Genomic DNA, 16,003 nt, shown 5'->3' with positions numbered 1-16,003 from the left:
GCTTGCTGCCGGTTTAAGCCGGGTGTTGCTGTACGCTTAGTCCGCCGTCGACGGTTAGGCATGTGGCATTCATGAACGGGCACTCGTCCGAAATCATGAACACCGCCGCCATGGCGATTTCTTCTGGCGTGGCGATGCGGCCCGTCGGGTGCAGTTTCATGGTTTCTGCCTTTGCGGCTTCCGGATCCGGGAAACTGCTCCAGTAGTCGATGACTTTCTGGGTCGAGACATAACCGGGTGCCAGCGCGTTGACGCGCACATTTTGCCCCGCATATTCAAGACCGAGCGACTTCGTCAGTCCAAGCAGCGCGTGCTTGGCCAGTGGGTACGGGAAGGTGTGCGGAATAATGGTGAAGGCATGGGTCGAAGCTATGTTGAGGATAACGCCGCCACCTGTTGCGATCATATCTGGCAAAACTGCACGGCAGCAATTCCAGGCGCCCTTGAGATTGATATCAAAGCAACGCGCCCATTCTTCATCGGTGGTCGACAGCGGGTCGGAAAACACGTTGACGCCGGCATTGTTCACCAATGCGTTGAGTGTTCCAATTTCGTCCTTTGCATAGGCTATGGCCTCAGCCATTGCGGCAGCATTGGAAATGTCGCCAGTGCGGTAGGCGATCTTGTTGCCGGACTGTTTCAAACGTTGTGCGGTTTCAGCCAGCAGATCGCCATCCAGATCAACCAGCAGCAGATCTGCACCCTCGCGCGCAAATGCTTCCGCAATAGCAAGGCCGATACCTTGGGCGGCACCCGTGATCATGATGCGTTTGCCGTTTAATCTGCTAGTCATTTGATGATTTCCTGAACTGGATGCTGAAACCCGACTGAAGTTTTTGGCCGCTTTCAAGGAGGACCAGACCTCCAAAATCAGCCAAATGATGACCATTGGGAAGATGTGTCATCGGCTCGAAACAAAAGAAGTCGCGACGTTCGGTTGGTGTGTAAAACATAAAGACGTCGTTGTTGGGCGTTGCCTCAAGGTCTGCGCAAATGCCGAGTTCCGGCCAGAAGATTTCAGCGCGGCCACCCCATCCCGAAAACGCATTGTTGATAAAACGGGCGGGCAGGGTGGTACCGTCAGCAAGACTGATATCCGCAGGAATAGCAGCAACCGGTCCCGGTAGATGCCCTTGGCGTTCTGTCCAGAAGGTCTGGATTGCCGCCTTTACCGTAACAGCTTCGGTGCGAGCAAAAAACGGATGAAAACCAAGGCCAAATGGCATTGGCTTGGCCGCATGGTTCTGCACTGACAGGTCCATTGTCAGGCGCCCTTGGGAGACCGAGATCCTTTGAAGTGCGACATAGTCATACGGCGTTATATCATTGGCGAAATGACGCAGCGACAGTTCTATCGTCTGTGAGTTGCTGACGACGATTGTCCAGTCTTCCAGCCAGCCATCGCCGTGCACATAGAGTGGATCGTTGCTGTTCGGCTGAAAGCAATAGACCTCATCTCCAACATTGAAGCTGTTGAATTCTACCCGATTGCCAAATGGCACCAGAGGAAAACATGCAGCCCGTCTGTCTGGTCCGCCAGCCGCCACAAAGACAGGTGTTCCTTCAAAAAAGGCGGCGCTTACGCTACCGCCCTTCGTTGAAACCCATACGTCCAGCTGTCCGTCGTGGAGATGATGTCCCGTCTGGTCTGTCACTGGCGGCGACCGGCTGCAGAGGAGCGCAGGTTGTCGAGCAACACGGCCAACAACAAGATCAGGCCACGCACCACATATTGGTAGAAGGCCTGAATGTTCAGGAGGTTCATGACGTTTTCGGCAATACCCATGATAAGGACACCAACGATAACGCCACTGATCGCCGCACGACCACCTGCCAGGGACACGCCCCCGAGAACACAAGCCGAGATAACCGACAGTTCAAGGCCGGTTGCGGCATTGGGCTGACCGGAGGTAATTCTTGATGCAAGCAGTACACCGGCGACGGCGCAGACCAGACCCTGCAACATGAAAATCCAGACACGCATGTTGACGACGTTGACGCCGGCAAGACGCGAGGCTTCCGGGTTGCCGCCGATTGCCAGTGTGTTCTTGCCAAAAACCGTACGATTCAGCAGAAAGCCGAAGGCAATAAACATTGCCGCCATGACCCAGATCGGTGTGGGAATGCCCAGGAATTTGGACAATGCCAGCTGGTAAAAGCTCGGATCATTAATGCCCACGGCGCGACCATCCGACGCGATAAGCGCAAAACCACGGACGATCTGCATGGTCGCAAGCGTGGTGATCAGCGCATTGATGCGGAATTTCGCAATCACCAACCCATTGATGAGGCCAACGGCGCCACCGCACAGCAGCGCGGCGATCAGTCCGAGGACGATGGAGCCGGTGGCGTTGGAGGCCATGACTGCCACCATGCCTGAAAAGGCAACAGTTGAGCCGACCGAGAGGTCAAAGTCACGTGAAGCCAGGCAGAACATCATGGTGCAGGCAACGATGCCGATCGTCACGACGGATTGCAGCAGGCCAAGCATGTTGCGTTCAGTCAGGAAGTTCGGAACGGTCAACGACACGATCACGAAGGCGATGGCGAAAAGAACGACGAGCCCCTGTTCGCCGAGAAGGAGTTTTTTCAGAGAGGTCATCGTGCTTGTACCTGTTGGGTTGGAAGTTCGCTGGCGTTGGACACATCAGGCAGTGCCGCCGCCAATATGCGGTGTTCGTTGAAATCGGGCCGTTCGACATCGACTGCGACACGGCCTTCGCACATCACCAGGATGCGATCGGAAATGCCCATGATCTCAGGCAATTCACTGGAAATGACGACAATCGCCATGCCTTGCGCAGCCAGTTCATAGAGGATTTCGTAAATTTCGGCCTTGGCGCCGACATCAATGCCACGCGTGGGTTCGTCGATAATCAGGACTTTGACGCCCTGTTCGGATAGCCAACGTGCCAGGATGACCTTCTGCTGGTTGCCGCCCGACAGGTTGATGATGTCCTGCTGACGTGACGGCGTGCGCACACGCAGCTTTGCGATGAAGGTGTCAGCCAGTTCCGCTTCTTTTTTCGGCTTCAACACGCCAAATGGCGAGAAATGGCGCCGCGAGGAAATTGAAATGTTTTCCTCGATGTTACGGCCCTGAATAATGCCGTCGAACTTGCGGTCTTCGGGGCAAAGAACAATGCCGGCCCGTATAGAGTGGGGAGGGCTGTCAGCCGCTACGGCTTGTCCGTCGACAGTGACTTTACCTTGCGAACGAGTGTCTGCACCATAAACCAGGCGCGACATTTCGCTGCGGCCGGCACCAATCAGACCGAAGAAACCAAGAATTTCTCCCTGACGGACGGAGAAACTGATCGGCTTGGGTAACTTATGGCCACTGAGGTCTTTCACATCAAGGCGAACTTCGCCTTTTGGACGGTCACGCCAGCCCCAGATGTTCTTGATTTCGCGGCCAACCATCTCTGAAATGATCTGCTCGCGTGTGACATCTGCAATATGAGGATGATGTGCGGCAAGTTTGCCGTCACGCAGCACTGTCATGCTGTCGCAGAGGCGGAAAATCTCATCCAGTCGATGGGACACGTAAAGGATGACGATGCCCTGAGATTTGAGTTTCTCAATCAGCGCAAACAGGATTTCGCTTTCACGGGATGAGAGCGATGAGGTGGGTTCATCGAGCGCTATGACGCGTGCATCCGCCATGATCGCCTTGGCAATCTCGACCATCTGGCGTGCGCCAATCGATAACGAAGCAACCTTGTCGGAGGGGTCGATATCGATGCCGATTTCGAGGAGCTTCTGTTTGACGACGTTGATCATTTCGCGGCGGTTGATAACACCAGCCTTGCCCGGAAACCGGCCAAGCCAGAGGTTTTCCGCCACTGTCAACTCAGGAACGAGTTGCAGTTCCTGATGGATGACGATGACGCCGGCATCGAATGCATCACGCACCGATCGATAATTTTGAACGGCACCATCGATAAGGATTTGCCCCTCATCAGCCGCCTGATCGCCTGACAGAATACGGATGAGGGTCGATTTCCCCGCCCCGTTTTCACCCATAAGGCCGTGCACGCAGCCTTTGCGTACGCCAAGAGAAATGTCAGCGAGCGCCTGCACGCCGGGATATCCTTTGGATATCGACCTGAATTCCAGAAAATCTTGCATAGTGCACTCCGACAGGAAATCCGGCCGCCGCCTTACGCGGCCGGTCATTGCTTTTCGGATCAGTGGTTATTCAATGCCGAGGTCGGCACGAACTGCCTCGTAGTTATCGCGCACCGCGACCTGACCAGCCGTCAGAATAAGCTTTTCCGGCTCCTTGTCGTTGGCAATCCACTCATACATGTTGAGAGCGGTTTCATAACCGTGGCGCTTCGGGGAAATGATGACGGTACCGAAGAAACCGGTCGCGTCAGCCTTCTTGAACTCGTTGATCGCGGATTCTGCGCCACCGATGCCAACGCCGATCATGTTGTCAGCCGTAATGCCAACGCTTTCCGTTGCGCGGACCGCACCGAGGACGGCTTCGTCATTCAGGCCGACGGCAACCCACTTCTTGATCTTGGCGTTCTTGTTGAGAACGACAGTTGCTGCGTTGAGAGCGGCTTCCGTATCAGTTTTTGCCTGCGGCGCATCAAAGATGTTGGCTTCAGGGAAGCCTGCAGCTTTCAGGGCGTCAAGCGCACCGTTTACGCGGTCAACTGCGGTTGGCAGCTGGTCGTAGGAGACGCGGATTGCGCCCACTTCGTTCATGTCCCAGCCACGCTTCTTGATTTCATCAACGATTGTCTGGCCAGCTGCTTCGCCAATCTTTGCGGCAGAAATGCCCATATGCGGCACATCTTCAATCGGGCTGCCATCTGCATTTACCAGGCGGTCATCAACAGTCATGATCTTGAGGTCGTTGGCTGCCGCCTTCGCAACGATGCCAGGGCCGAGCTTCACGTCGGGTGTGCAGATGATGAAGCCCTGCGCGCCCTGTGCGCCGAGGTTGTCGATGGCTGATTGTACTTTTTCACCATCTTCAGCGCCAATCTTGACAAGGGTAAAACCCTTTTCCTTTGCGGCGATGTCAGCGAATTTCCATTCGTCCTGGAACCACGGTTCTTCCGGCTGCTTGACGATGAAGCCGATCTTGACGTCGGCGGCGAATGCGGAGGTCGCGGCGAATACGGCGACAGTGCCAGCCAGAATGGCTGTTTTAACAAAGCCCATTGTCTCTCTCCCTAGGTGACTGCCTTTGCAGTGTATGTTGTTTAGTTTCTTTCATCATATTCGTCAATTACATTTGTATGATGAATAAAAAGTCAGTATATGACATATCGCGGTCGTGATATGCGACACGGCATCGCCATGTGAGTGAAACTGCGATAAGGATCGCGACATGTGGCGAAGCAAGCGGGAGGTTAAGAGTGGCGTTGCAAGAACGGCAGGAACAGGCTGTGCCAGCCAATGGTGCCGGGAGCGTCAAACGCCCTCGTGTCCAGAAAAATGTAACGCGAGCGATTGCGACTGATATCTTTGCCGATGTGTTTCCCGCAGGAAGCATGCTGCCCACAGAAAACGAGCTGTGCACGCAATATTCCGTCAGCCGGACAGTGATCCGGGAATCGTTGAAGATTCTCGAATCCAAAGGCCTGGTACGTGGACGTTCCCGTATCGGCACGCAGGTCTGCGTCAAGGAAGACTGGAACATCCTCGATCAGCAGGTTCTGGAGTGGATCGGTCCGCGCATTTTTGAACTGGATCTTTTGCAATGCGTGCTCGATGCCCGCCGGGCAATCGAACCATTTGCCGCCGAACTTGCCGCGCAACGCGCCAGCATGCAGGAGATTGCCGAGATAGAGCAGGCTTGGCAGCAGATGCGTGATTCTGAAGGTGATGTGGAGAAATTCACGCAGGCGGATGTTGCCTTCCATGCCGCTTTGCTCAAAGCCAGTCACAATCAGGTTTTCATGCAGCTTTCGAGCATTATTAGCGCCGCGCTGGAGTTTTCCCTGCACGCCTCCAACGAGGCAGTGGATACCCGGGTCGAGGCGCTGGATGTGCACTATCAGCTTGTTGAAGCCTTGCGTTTGCGTGATGCCAATGCGGCACGGACATGCGCCAACCACATGCTCGAAATTGCAGCGCGCGATCTTGCAATCGCTGTGCGCAAACATCCCGATCACTGTCCCGTCTGATCGCGGATTTCCCTTCCGGACTTTATTGCTAGATGAGTGAAGCTTCATGAAAATTACGAAACTGACGACCTACATTGTCCCTCCGCGCTGGATGTTCCTGAAGATAGAAACGGATGAGGGAATTGTCGGGTGGGGTGAGCCGGTTGTCGAAGGCCGTGCGCTGACCGTTGAAGCAGCTGTGCATGAACTGGCCGATTATCTCGTTGGCAAAGATCCAATGATGATCGAAGACCATTGGCAGGTCATGTACCGCGGTGGTTTCTATCGCGGTGGTGCCATCCACATGAGTGCGCTTGCCGGTATCGATCAGGCGCTTTGGGACATCAAGGGCAAGGCGCTGGGCCAGCCCATTCATGCTTTGCTTGGTGGACAGGTTCGTGATCGGATCAAGGTTTATTCCTGGATCGGGGGTGACCGGCCGAGCGATGTGGCCAACAATGCCCGTGATGTGGTTGCCCGTGGTTTCAAGGCAATCAAGCTCAATGGCTGCGAGGAAATGCAGATCGTTGATACCTGGGAAAAGGTTGAAAAGGCCGTTGAAACCATCGCGATCATTCGCGAGGCCGTAGGCCCGCATATCGGCATTGGCGTTGATTTCCATGGCCGTGTGCATCGGCCGATGGCCAAGGTCCTGGCCAAGGAATTGCAGCCCTATAACTTGCTATTCATTGAAGAGCCGGTGCTGTCTGAAAACCGTGAAGCGCTGAAGGAAATCGCCAACCATTGCTCGACGCCGATTGCGCTTGGTGAACGTCTCTATTCACGTTGGGACTTCAAGTCTGTTCTGTCGGACGGCTATGTTGATATTTTACAGCCGGATCTGTCCCATGCCGGCGGCATTACCGAGTGCCGCAAGATTGCAACCATGGCCGAAGCCTATGACGTGGCGCTTGCTCCGCATTGCCCGCTTGGTCCAATTGCTCTTGCTGCCTGCTTGCAGGTTGATGCCGTGAGCTACAATGCCTTCATTCAGGAACAGAGCCTCGGCATTCACTACAACAAGTCCAACGATATCCTTGATTACATCTCCAACAAGGACGTGTTCCAGTATGCCGATGGTTTTGTTGGCATTCCGCAGGGACCTGGCCTCGGTGTTGAGGTTGATGAAGCCTATGTGATTGAGCGCGCCAAGGAAGGGCACCGCTGGCGCAACCCGGTCTGGCGCCATGAAGATGGCAGCGTCGCCGAGTGGTAATGCTGCGACAGGTGTGATGACCCAAGCGCACAGAAACAAACGCCGTGACATATCCCTGTCACGGCGTTTTCTCGTTGTCTATTTACGGCCGGTATTTGCTGTGGCGGATACGCCTAGTCGACGCCACAATCGCCTTTTTTGATGCAGAAAACCGCGGAATTTTTTCGACGGTTTTCCTCAACATCAGACTTGCGGCAGGATCAGATCATTCTGCTGCAAGCTGCTTAGGGCTCAGGCGCAGCGCTGCAGCGCGGCGGTGACCTTCAAGCTGTTCTGTCGCGCTCTGGCGAACAGCAGCAGGAGCAACCGCAGCAACGCCACGTTCATCAAGCCACTGGTGGGTGGCAATCTTCACGTAGGAGCCAACCCAAAGGCCTCCAGTATAACGACCCGCGGCCATGGTTGGCAGCGTGTGGTTGGTGCCGCAGCACTTGTCAGAGTATACAACGCTTGCAAGTTCACCGATGAAGATGGAGCCGTAATTGCGCAGCTTTTTCGCTGTCGCCTTCGCGTCGCGCGTGTGAACCTGAAGGTGCTCAGTTGCGATGTAATCGGAATAGGCGATCATCGTTTCCTCGTCCTCTACGAGGGTAACTTCGCCGTAGTCCCTCCACGCGACGCCGGCCACAGCCGCCGTAGACAGTGTTTCGAGCTGCTTCTCGACTTCCTTTATAGTCTCTTCCGCGATCTCACGGCTGGTCGTTACGAGGCCAACACGCGTGCGCACATCGTGCTCGGCCTGGGCCAGCATATCGGTTGCAAGTGTTGCCGGGTTGGCAGTTTCATCGGCGACGATGAAGATTTCACTTGGACCCGCCAACTGGTCAATACCAACTTGTCCGAAGACCTGACGCTTGGCCTCGTTTACAAATGCATTGCCCGGACCGACGATTTTGTCGACGGCAGGAATGGTCTCGGTCCCGTAAGCCATTGCTGCAATAGCCTGTGCACCGCCCACGCGGAAGATACGATCTGCGCCAGCGAGGTGGCAGCCAGCGATCATTGCAGGATGCGCATTTGGCGGCAGGCAAGCAATAACCTGGTCACAACCAGCGACCTTCGCTGGGACAATCGTCATGACTGGTGCCGAAAGAAGCGGATAGCGTCCACCTGGCACGTAGCAACCGACGATCTCAATCGGAATAACGCGGTGCCCTAAGTGCAGGCCCGGCAGGCTCTCGATTTCAAGCGGCAGAATCGTGCCGAGCTGAGCCTCTGCGAAGCGGCGGACGTTTGCAATGGCAAACTCGGTATCTTCGCGTGTCTGTGGGTCGAGATCAGCAACAGCCTTCTGCTTCTCTTCCTCTGTAACTTCAAAGTTCGCGACGTCGGCTTTGTCGAAGGTGAGCGAGTATTCACGAACCGCTGCGTCGCCACGCTCGCGGACGTTCGCGATAATGTCCTTTACCGTTTTTTCGACGGGAGCCGTATCGGAGACAGCGTCTCGCGTAGGTTCTTTAATCTTGATAAATTTGCCTTCCAGCGCATTGAGACGCGACGTCATCGAAACCTCCTATGTGGGATGATTGACGTGAGCATCTTCCAAGGTGAGCTTTCCGGCAATTGCCCCTAAACCACTTGTTCATTATATTCACCACATTGAAGAGTGTTTGCCGGTGCTGGGTATCTCACCAGGGCTTGGGGTGTCATGGTCGTCCGCATACAGAACCAGAAGGGCCTGACTGATGCCTAAAATTGGGAGTAAGCTTCGAGAGCTCCGGCGCCGCCGAGACTTGGGCGTTAGGGAACTGGCAGCGCGCTCGGGCATATCGCATTCGACGATTTCCTTGATCGAGCGTGACCGGATGAGCCCGTCAATAGACACGCTTGGTGCGGTTCTGGATGCACTTGGTACGACACTTCCCGGGTTTTTCTCTGATCTCCAATCCAGTCTGCCGTATTCACCCTTCTACTCGTCCGCAGACCTCGTGGAGATTGGAAAGGTTGATACAATTTCATATCGCGTTATCGGACTGGACCATCCCAACCGGCAACTCCTGATGTTGCATGAGCGCTACGCGCCTGGTGCAGACACTGGCGAGGAATTCACTCACGCGGCCCAGGAAGCGGGAATGGTGCTGTCGGGAATGGTTGAGATCACTGTGGGCAACGTTAAAAAGGTCCTGAAGCCTGGGGATGGATATTATTTTGATAGCAGGCTTCCCCATCGATTCCGCAATGTAGACGAAGGGCCTAGCGAAATCCTGAGCGCGATTACACCACCGACTTACTGATGTTCAAACCTACAGAAGGGTGGTGAGTATAGTGAACAACGTGGTTAACCCCGCTTTTCAAAGTTTGGAAACGTGCTTTCCTATTGGCCGGTCGATAACACAAAGGGGAGCGTCCGATGAAAATCTTTAAAGCTACAATCATTGCATCCACCATCCTGATGGCAGGCAGTTTGAGTGCGCAGGCACGTGATCTGACAGTCGTGTCTTGGGGTGGAAACTTTCAGGATGCGCAGCGTAAAATCTTCTTCGAACCCTATGCAGCCGAAACTGGTAAGCCGGTTCTCGACGAAAGTTGGGATGGTGGCTACGGCGTTTTGCAGGCCAAGGTCAAGGCTGGCGTTCCCAACTGGGATGTCGTCGAAGTTGAGGCTGAAGAACTGGCGCTGGGTTGCGCCGATGGCATATATGAAAAAATCGACTGGGAAAAACTTGGCGGTAAGGACGCCTACCTTGCTGCCGCGGTCAGTGACTGCGGCGTTGGCAACATCGTATGGTCGACTGGTCTCTCTTATGACGGAGAAAAACTGAAGGAAGCCCCAAAGACCTGGGCAGACTTCTGGGATACCAAGAAGTTTCCTGGCAAGCGCGGCTTCCGCAAGGGTCCGAAATACGCTCTCGAGTTCGCTCTGATGGCTGATGGTGTACCTGCCAAAGAGGTCTACGACGTTCTCAGTGGTGAAGGTGGTGTTGATCGCGCATTTAAAAAGCTCGATGAATTGAAGGCCGACATCATTTGGTGGGATGCAGGCGCTCAGCCACTGCAGCTCCTGTCGTCGGGACAAGTGGTCATGACCACGGCCTACAATGGCCGTATCAGCGGTATCAACCGCTCGGAAGGCAAGAAGTTCGGCTTTGTGTTCCCGGGTAGCATCTACGCTATCGACAGCTGGGTGATTTTGAAAGACAGCCCAAACAAGGACGCAGGCATGGATTTCATTAGCTATGCGAGCAAGGCCGAAAATCAGGCCAAGCTGCCCGAGTATATTGCTTATGGTCTGCCCAACCTGGGAGCGACCAAGTTGGTCCTTCAGCAGTTCCAGGAAGAACTTCCGACGACTGAGGCAAACATTAGTGACGCAATCCCGCTTGATGTAGACTTTTGGACCGACAACGCGGAGGAGCTGACGCAACGCTTCAACGCCTGGCTCGCGCAGTAAGCGCCAGCCTTTTCATGTCCTGATATCCGTTGCCCGAAAAAGGGCAACGGACCTTCCCTCATCAGAGAGAGGAGGGAGGTTGCGTTATCCAATACGAGCGTAGGTTATGATGAGCGACGCGTTTATAAATTTCGACAAAGTCAGCAAAGCGTTCGGCATCATGACTGTCGTTGATAATCTAGACTTGTCTATCGGCAAGGGCGAGTTCGTCAGTATGCTTGGGCCTTCCGGGTCTGGAAAGACGACGCTTCTCATGATGCTGGCAGGGTTTGAGAGCCCGACCAGCGGTGCGATCTCCGTAGCTGGTAAGCGCGTCGATTCCCTTCCACCCCATAAGCGAAATATGGGTGTCGTTTTTCAGAACTATGCACTCTTTCCCCACATGACCGTTGCTGAGAATGTGGCGTTTCCGTTGAGAATGCGTGGCGCCTCCAGGAGTGAGATCGTTGAACGGGTGACGAAGGCGCTCGACATGGTTCAGCTCGGTGCGTTTCAGGAACGCAAGCCCATACAACTGTCCGGTGGGCAACAGCAGCGCGTTGCTTTGGCCCGCGCATTGGTTTTCGAACCAGAGGTCGTCTTGATGGACGAGCCATTGGGCGCTCTCGACAAAAAGCTTCGCGAGCAGATGCAAATGGACATTCGCGATCTTCATCACCGCTTGGGGCTTACCATTGTCTTCGTTACGCACGACCAGACAGAAGCACTGACAATGTCGGATCGGATTGCTATCTTCAATCATGGAAAAATTGAGCAAATCGGAGGTCCGTCGGAAATATACGACAGGCCAAGAACTCAGTTCGTCGCCGAGTTTATTGGAGAAACAAATCTTCTCTCTGGAAAGGTGACGTCTTCATCTAACGGCCTTCTTAACGTTACGTTGGAAGGCAGTCAGCCGATAAAGGTAGCTTCTACCGCAACTTATGAACCTGGAAAGCACGTTAAGGTATCGGTGCGCCCAGAACGTATTGAGCTCGGCGCGGTCGGTGAGGGCCAAAACGAGCTCAAGGTGAGAGTGACTGACATTGTCTACCACGGAGACCATCTTCAAGTGGAGGTCAATGCTGGTGGTCGGAGGCTTGTCGTCAAAGCCAATCGAAAGGCAGTGGCTCCAGAGATTGGGCAAGACATTGTAGCGTCGTTCAGCCCCGAACAATGTTGGATCGTCACATGACGCAAACATCGTGGCTCTCCAAACAAACCAAGTCGTTTGCGCTCATTGCACCACTCGCAATTTTTCTAGTTTTCTTCTTCGTGGCGCCTCTCTTCACGATGATGAAGTCCGCTGTTTCTGATCCGGTCGCGTCAAATGCTCTTCCTACGGTTTCAGAGGCGTTGGAAGGTTGGGATCGGTCATCGACACCTTCTTCAGAGGCACAAGCGTCGCTGGCCGCTGATATACGTAATATCAGTGACGATCAGTTATTTGGTGATCTCGTCCGTCGACTGAACAGTGCTAAGTCCGGTTTCCGCACTCTGATGACCAAGACACGTAATGCTGTAGCTGACCAGACAGTTACCGACTTGGTGTCCGTTGATGCGCGGTGGAGCGACCCGGCATTCTGGATCGCCGTCCAAGACGCCGCGAGCGCTTCCCTTACAGACAGAAACCTGCTGGCAGCTGTCGATCTGCAACGAGACGCCAGCGGCAACATTGCGAACGCTCCAGAGGGTACCTCGGCCAATCGCACTACGCTGATCCGTACATTGATCATGGCTGGCATCGTGACAATCTGCTGCATCGCCGTGGGCTTGCCGTTCGCAATGGTTGCTGCATCAACGACCGGGTGGAAACGCCAACTGCTTCTGGGAGCTGTACTTCTTCCACTCTGGACTTCATTGTTGGTGCGCACTGCCGCCTGGTACATTATCCTTCAGGACAACGGTCTCATCAACTTGACTCTTCAAACGCTTGGATTGACGAGCGGGCCTGTTCCTCTGATCTTCAACCGGCTCGGCGTTGTTATTGCGATGACCCATGTGCTCCTACCTTTCATGGTCCTACCAATTTTTAGCGTTCTTATCGGTATTCCCAAGAACCTTATGCCAGCGGCAGCCTCATTAGGCGCTTCACCTATCCGCGCATTCCTGTTGGTTTTACTTCCGCTCAGCCTTCGCGGTGTCGTATCAGGCGCGCTGCTCGTCTTCATGAGTGCTCTCGGCTATTACATCACGCCTGCGCTTATCGGTGGAGCACAAGATCAGATGATAAGCTCGGTTATCGCCTATTACGCGACTGGCGCGGCAAACTGGGGCATGGCTGGCGCTCTCGGTATGGTTCTTTTGGCAGCAACGATGATCCTCTATGTTGTATACCTTCGCCTTTCCTCCGAGGAGGCGCGCACATGAAAACGCTTACCGCCAGCAAAGCCGTATTCGGATCGACCGTAATTTTCTTCCTTATGGCACCGCTGTTCGCAATTCTTCCGCTCGCTTTTACAGACAGCATATTTCTCAACTATCCCATCCCTGGGTTTTCATTCAGGTGGTTCCATGAGTTGTTCACGGCTGACGCGTGGCGTCGGTCCATAATCAATAGTCTTTTGATTGGAAGCGGAACGACTATTTTAGCGACCATCATGGGAACTGTTGCAGCTCTTGGATTGCGAGGAAAATCAGTTTCGCTGTTGTTTAGTTTCTTCCGGACTTTGTTCCTCCTACCAATGGTTGTTCCGGCAGTCGTGTTGGGGGTGGGTATGCAATTGATGTTTGCTCAGTATGGTCTCGCCAACACATATGTTGGGGTTATCATCGCGCACACTGTTATTGCTATCCCATTCGTCGTGGTCAACGTTACTGCGGCGCTGCAAGGCATTGATCGACGGCTTGAGAATGCCGCAGCAAGCCTTGGCGCATCGCCAGTTGTCGTCCTTCAGAAAGTGACCTTGCCGCTTGCCATGCCGGGTATTGTGTCGGGTGCTGTTTTCGCCTTCGCCACATCCCTGGACGAAGTTGTTCTAACGCTGTTCGTCGCGGGCCCCAATCAGCGCACTGTTGCCCGCCAGATGTTTTCGACAATCAGGGAAAACATCAGCCCTGCAATTGCTGCTGCAGCATTGCTGTTCATTGTGGGAACCGTGCTCATAGCGGGACTGGTCCTTTTGGCTCAGAAAAAGAGCCCGCGGGCGTAAAGACAAGTCACCTGCGCTGCCGTCCTTCGTTAGTGACGCAATAACATGACACTTTGTGGTGAAGAGGACGTTCCAAAGCCCTCGAAAGGACGAGTTCTGTTTGTGGAGGATTTGCCTTTATCCGTACCCGGCTATTCTCACATTTACGGGTGTCAAGGCTGGCGGCAATGATTTCGTCGTCGGTCGTTCTGTGTTGATCAGCAACCTTAGAAAACAGCCAACTTCCAACGAGGTTGATAGCGACCCAAAGAGAAACTTCGCGACTTTCCCTTTGGGCCGTTTTCTCATGTACTGGGCTCAGATTGCTGTGTGGAATACTTTAGTGGTGTGCCGTGGTCGATGAATGCCTCAATGCGCTCACGCCACGGCTTGATGTCCAGCTTCTGCTCTTCAATCCATTTCGGATTGTAATAGGTTGCGGAGTAACGGTCTCCGCTATCACAGATCAGGGATACGAGTGATCCGTCCTTGCCTTGGCGCATCATTTCGCTGGCAATGCACAAAAGACCGAAGAAGTTTGTGCCGGTTGAACCACCAACACGACGGAAAAGCCGGTCGGACAGGACGTGGGCGGCAGCAATTGAAGCGACATCCGGCACGCGGATCATATGGTCGATCACGCCGGGTACGAAGGAAGGCTCGACGCGTGGTCGGCCAATGCCTTCAATGCGACTGCCCGGAGCAGTTTTTTCCATGTCGCCACTTGCCCAGGCATCATAGAAGGCAGAACCCTCAACATCGACGACCGCGAGGCGCGTTTCGAGGTTCTTGTAGCGGATGAACCGACCAATCGTTGCCGATGTCCCGCCTGTGCCAGCGCTCATCACTACCCAGTCCGGGACGGGATGACCCTCATATTGCATCTGTTCGAACACGCTCTGGGCAATGTTGTTGTTACCGCGCCAGTCCGTTGCTCTTTCGGCATTGGTGAACTGGTCCAGATAATGGCCGCCAGATTCAGTGGCGAGTTTCTGCGCCACGGAATAGACGTCGCCAGCATGGTCTACGAAATGGCACTTGCCGCCGAAGCGCTCGATCGCCTCAACTTTCTGCGGGCTGGTGGAGCGCGGCATGACGGCGATGAAGGGGAGATCCAGCAGGTTCGCAAAATAGGCCTCTGAGACTGCGGTCGAGCCGGAAGATGCCTCAACAAGCGTTGTGCCCGGACCGATTCGGCCGTTACAAATCCCGTAAAGGAAAAGAGAGCGTGCCAGACGGTGCTTGAGGCTGCCCGTCGGGTGTGTGCTTTCGTCCTTCAGGTATACGCTGATGTTTTTCAGGCCGGGAAAAATCGGTTTGACGAGGTGCGTGTCTGCAGAGCGATGTCCATCGCCCTGCAGAATATTCAATGCGCGTCGCGTCCATTCGCGGTCAGCCGCTGCTATCGGCAGTTCAAAGTGATGTTCGCAACACATGTCAGTCATGTCAGGCGTCCTTGAGGGCGATGACAGCTTCGATTTCGATCTGGGCACCCTTTGGCAGCGCCGAAACCTCGAAGGTCGCGCGGGCAGGGAAGGGCGCCTTGAAGAATTCTGCGTAGGCGGCGTTAATGTCTGCAAAGCGCGACAGGTCGCGTACCAGCACTGTTGTCTTGACGGTTCTGGAAAGATCCGTACCAGCGGCCTCTGCAATGGCTGCGAGATTGCGCAGGCACTGGCGGGTCTGTTCAACCGGGTCGTTGGACGAAAATTCACCGGTGGCCGGGTCGATTGGGATCTGTCCTGAGACAAAAAGCAGTCCGTTCACGGCGATAGCTTGTGAATATGGGCCAATGGCGGCTGGTGCGGCGTCGGTGGAAACAGGCTTCATTGAAATCTCACTTATGGTTTTGTGGTGTCGCAGCGGTGGCGTCACTGCGATGATTCTTGCCGCGCAATATGGTGATGCCACACTGCGACCTGTCAACGTTATCGCATGTGAAGGCTTGTCCAAAGCCAATTACGTCACCCTTTGCAGATGATTTTTCCAGACTTGTTTGCAGCTGTCCGGGCGAGGTTGGAGGTTTTTTTAAGGTTTTCCAATGATGTAGGCCAACCTGTCATCCAGAATAAAAAATCTGTCGTACAGATTTGACAAAATCTGATATTTCTGTCTAATTATGTCAGGCAGAATGATGAGGGCGTGCTGCGCCCATGCT

15 protein-coding genes are annotated in these 16,003 nt (G+C 54.4%); 7 read left to right on the top strand and 8 right to left on the bottom strand.

Annotation, left to right across the window (positions count from 1 at the left end):
- Positions 1–13: 13 nt before the first annotated feature.
- From PYL13_RS17405 to PYL13_RS17385, 5 genes are all read right to left on the bottom strand, one after another.
- On the bottom strand, positions 14–793 hold the full coding sequence (locus PYL13_RS17405) for an SDR family oxidoreductase (protein ID WP_275642482.1): 780 nt from the start codon (positions 791–793) through the stop codon (positions 14–16).
- Positions 786–1,655, bottom strand: a complete 870-nt coding sequence (locus PYL13_RS17400) for an aldose 1-epimerase (RefSeq protein WP_275642481.1) — start codon at positions 1,653–1,655, stop codon at positions 786–788. The genes PYL13_RS17405 and PYL13_RS17400 overlap by 8 nt, the downstream gene beginning before the upstream one ends.
- Positions 1,652–2,602 (bottom strand): L-arabinose ABC transporter permease AraH, encoded by a 951-nt coding sequence (gene araH / locus PYL13_RS17395; RefSeq protein ID WP_192489352.1) that lies wholly within the window; start codon positions 2,600–2,602, stop codon positions 1,652–1,654. Before araH ends, PYL13_RS17400 begins: the two co-directional genes overlap by 4 nt.
- A complete protein-coding gene (araG, locus tag PYL13_RS17390) occupies positions 2,599–4,131 on the bottom strand; it encodes an L-arabinose ABC transporter ATP-binding protein AraG (protein ID WP_275642480.1) in 1,533 nt (510 codons plus the stop codon). The genes araH and araG overlap by 4 nt, the downstream gene beginning before the upstream one ends.
- A gap of 66 nt (positions 4,132–4,197) precedes the next feature.
- Positions 4,198–5,181, bottom strand: a complete 984-nt coding sequence (locus PYL13_RS17385) for an arabinose ABC transporter substrate-binding protein (protein WP_275642479.1) — start codon at positions 5,179–5,181, stop codon at positions 4,198–4,200.
- A 203-nt stretch (positions 5,182–5,384) separates the two neighbouring features.
- On the opposite strand from PYL13_RS17385, the gene PYL13_RS17380 reads away from it, so the two are divergent.
- A complete protein-coding gene (locus tag PYL13_RS17380) occupies positions 5,385–6,149 on the top strand; it encodes a FadR/GntR family transcriptional regulator (RefSeq protein WP_259149817.1) in 765 nt (254 codons plus the stop codon).
- 46 nt (positions 6,150–6,195) lie between these two features.
- Complete coding sequence (dgoD, locus tag PYL13_RS17375) at positions 6,196–7,344, top strand: galactonate dehydratase (RefSeq protein ID WP_259149767.1); 1,149 nt, start codon at positions 6,196–6,198, stop codon at positions 7,342–7,344.
- Positions 7,345–7,549: 205 nt separating this feature from the next.
- On the opposite strand, the gene hisD is transcribed toward dgoD, so the two are convergent.
- Positions 7,550–8,848, bottom strand: a complete 1,299-nt coding sequence (gene hisD / locus PYL13_RS17370) for a histidinol dehydrogenase (protein ID WP_275642478.1) — start codon at positions 8,846–8,848, stop codon at positions 7,550–7,552.
- Positions 8,849–9,029: 181 nt separating this feature from the next.
- Here hisD and PYL13_RS17365 point away from each other — a divergent pair, with 181 nt between their 5' ends.
- The 5 genes from PYL13_RS17365 (at position 9,030) to PYL13_RS17345 (ending at position 13,866) form a co-directional block, all read left to right on the top strand.
- Positions 9,030–9,578, top strand: coding sequence for a cupin domain-containing protein (locus PYL13_RS17365; protein ID WP_192489347.1), 549 nt, complete (start codon positions 9,030–9,032; stop codon positions 9,576–9,578).
- 116 nt (positions 9,579–9,694) lie between these two features.
- Positions 9,695–10,735 (top strand): ABC transporter substrate-binding protein, encoded by a 1,041-nt coding sequence (locus PYL13_RS17360; RefSeq protein WP_275642477.1) that lies wholly within the window; start codon positions 9,695–9,697, stop codon positions 10,733–10,735.
- Between the two features lie 109 nt (positions 10,736–10,844).
- Positions 10,845–11,909, top strand: a complete 1,065-nt coding sequence (locus tag PYL13_RS17355; protein WP_259149816.1) for an ABC transporter ATP-binding protein — start codon at positions 10,845–10,847, stop codon at positions 11,907–11,909.
- Positions 11,906–13,084, top strand: a complete 1,179-nt coding sequence (locus PYL13_RS17350) for an ABC transporter permease (RefSeq protein WP_259149766.1) — start codon at positions 11,906–11,908, stop codon at positions 13,082–13,084. The genes PYL13_RS17355 and PYL13_RS17350 overlap by 4 nt, the downstream gene beginning before the upstream one ends.
- Complete coding sequence (locus PYL13_RS17345; RefSeq protein ID WP_250985716.1) at positions 13,081–13,866, top strand: ABC transporter permease; 786 nt, start codon at positions 13,081–13,083, stop codon at positions 13,864–13,866. The genes PYL13_RS17350 and PYL13_RS17345 overlap by 4 nt, the downstream gene beginning before the upstream one ends.
- A 284-nt stretch (positions 13,867–14,150) precedes the next feature.
- On the opposite strand, the gene PYL13_RS17340 is transcribed toward PYL13_RS17345, so the two are convergent.
- Both PYL13_RS17340 and PYL13_RS17335 read right to left on the bottom strand, forming a co-directional pair.
- Complete coding sequence (locus tag PYL13_RS17340) at positions 14,151–15,290, bottom strand: PLP-dependent cysteine synthase family protein (protein ID WP_275642476.1); 1,140 nt, start codon at positions 15,288–15,290, stop codon at positions 14,151–14,153.
- Between the two features lies 1 nt (position 15,291).
- Positions 15,292–15,675 (bottom strand): RidA family protein, encoded by a 384-nt coding sequence (locus tag PYL13_RS17335; protein WP_250985717.1) that lies wholly within the window; start codon positions 15,673–15,675, stop codon positions 15,292–15,294.
- Between the last annotated feature and the right edge of the window lie 328 nt (positions 15,676–16,003).

This window comes from Agrobacterium sp. Azo12 (assembly GCF_029193765.2).
GTDB lineage: Bacteria > Pseudomonadota > Alphaproteobacteria > Rhizobiales > Rhizobiaceae > Agrobacterium.
Note: the sequence above shows the minus strand (reverse complement) of the source record. Positions and strands in the feature narration are given on the sequence as shown.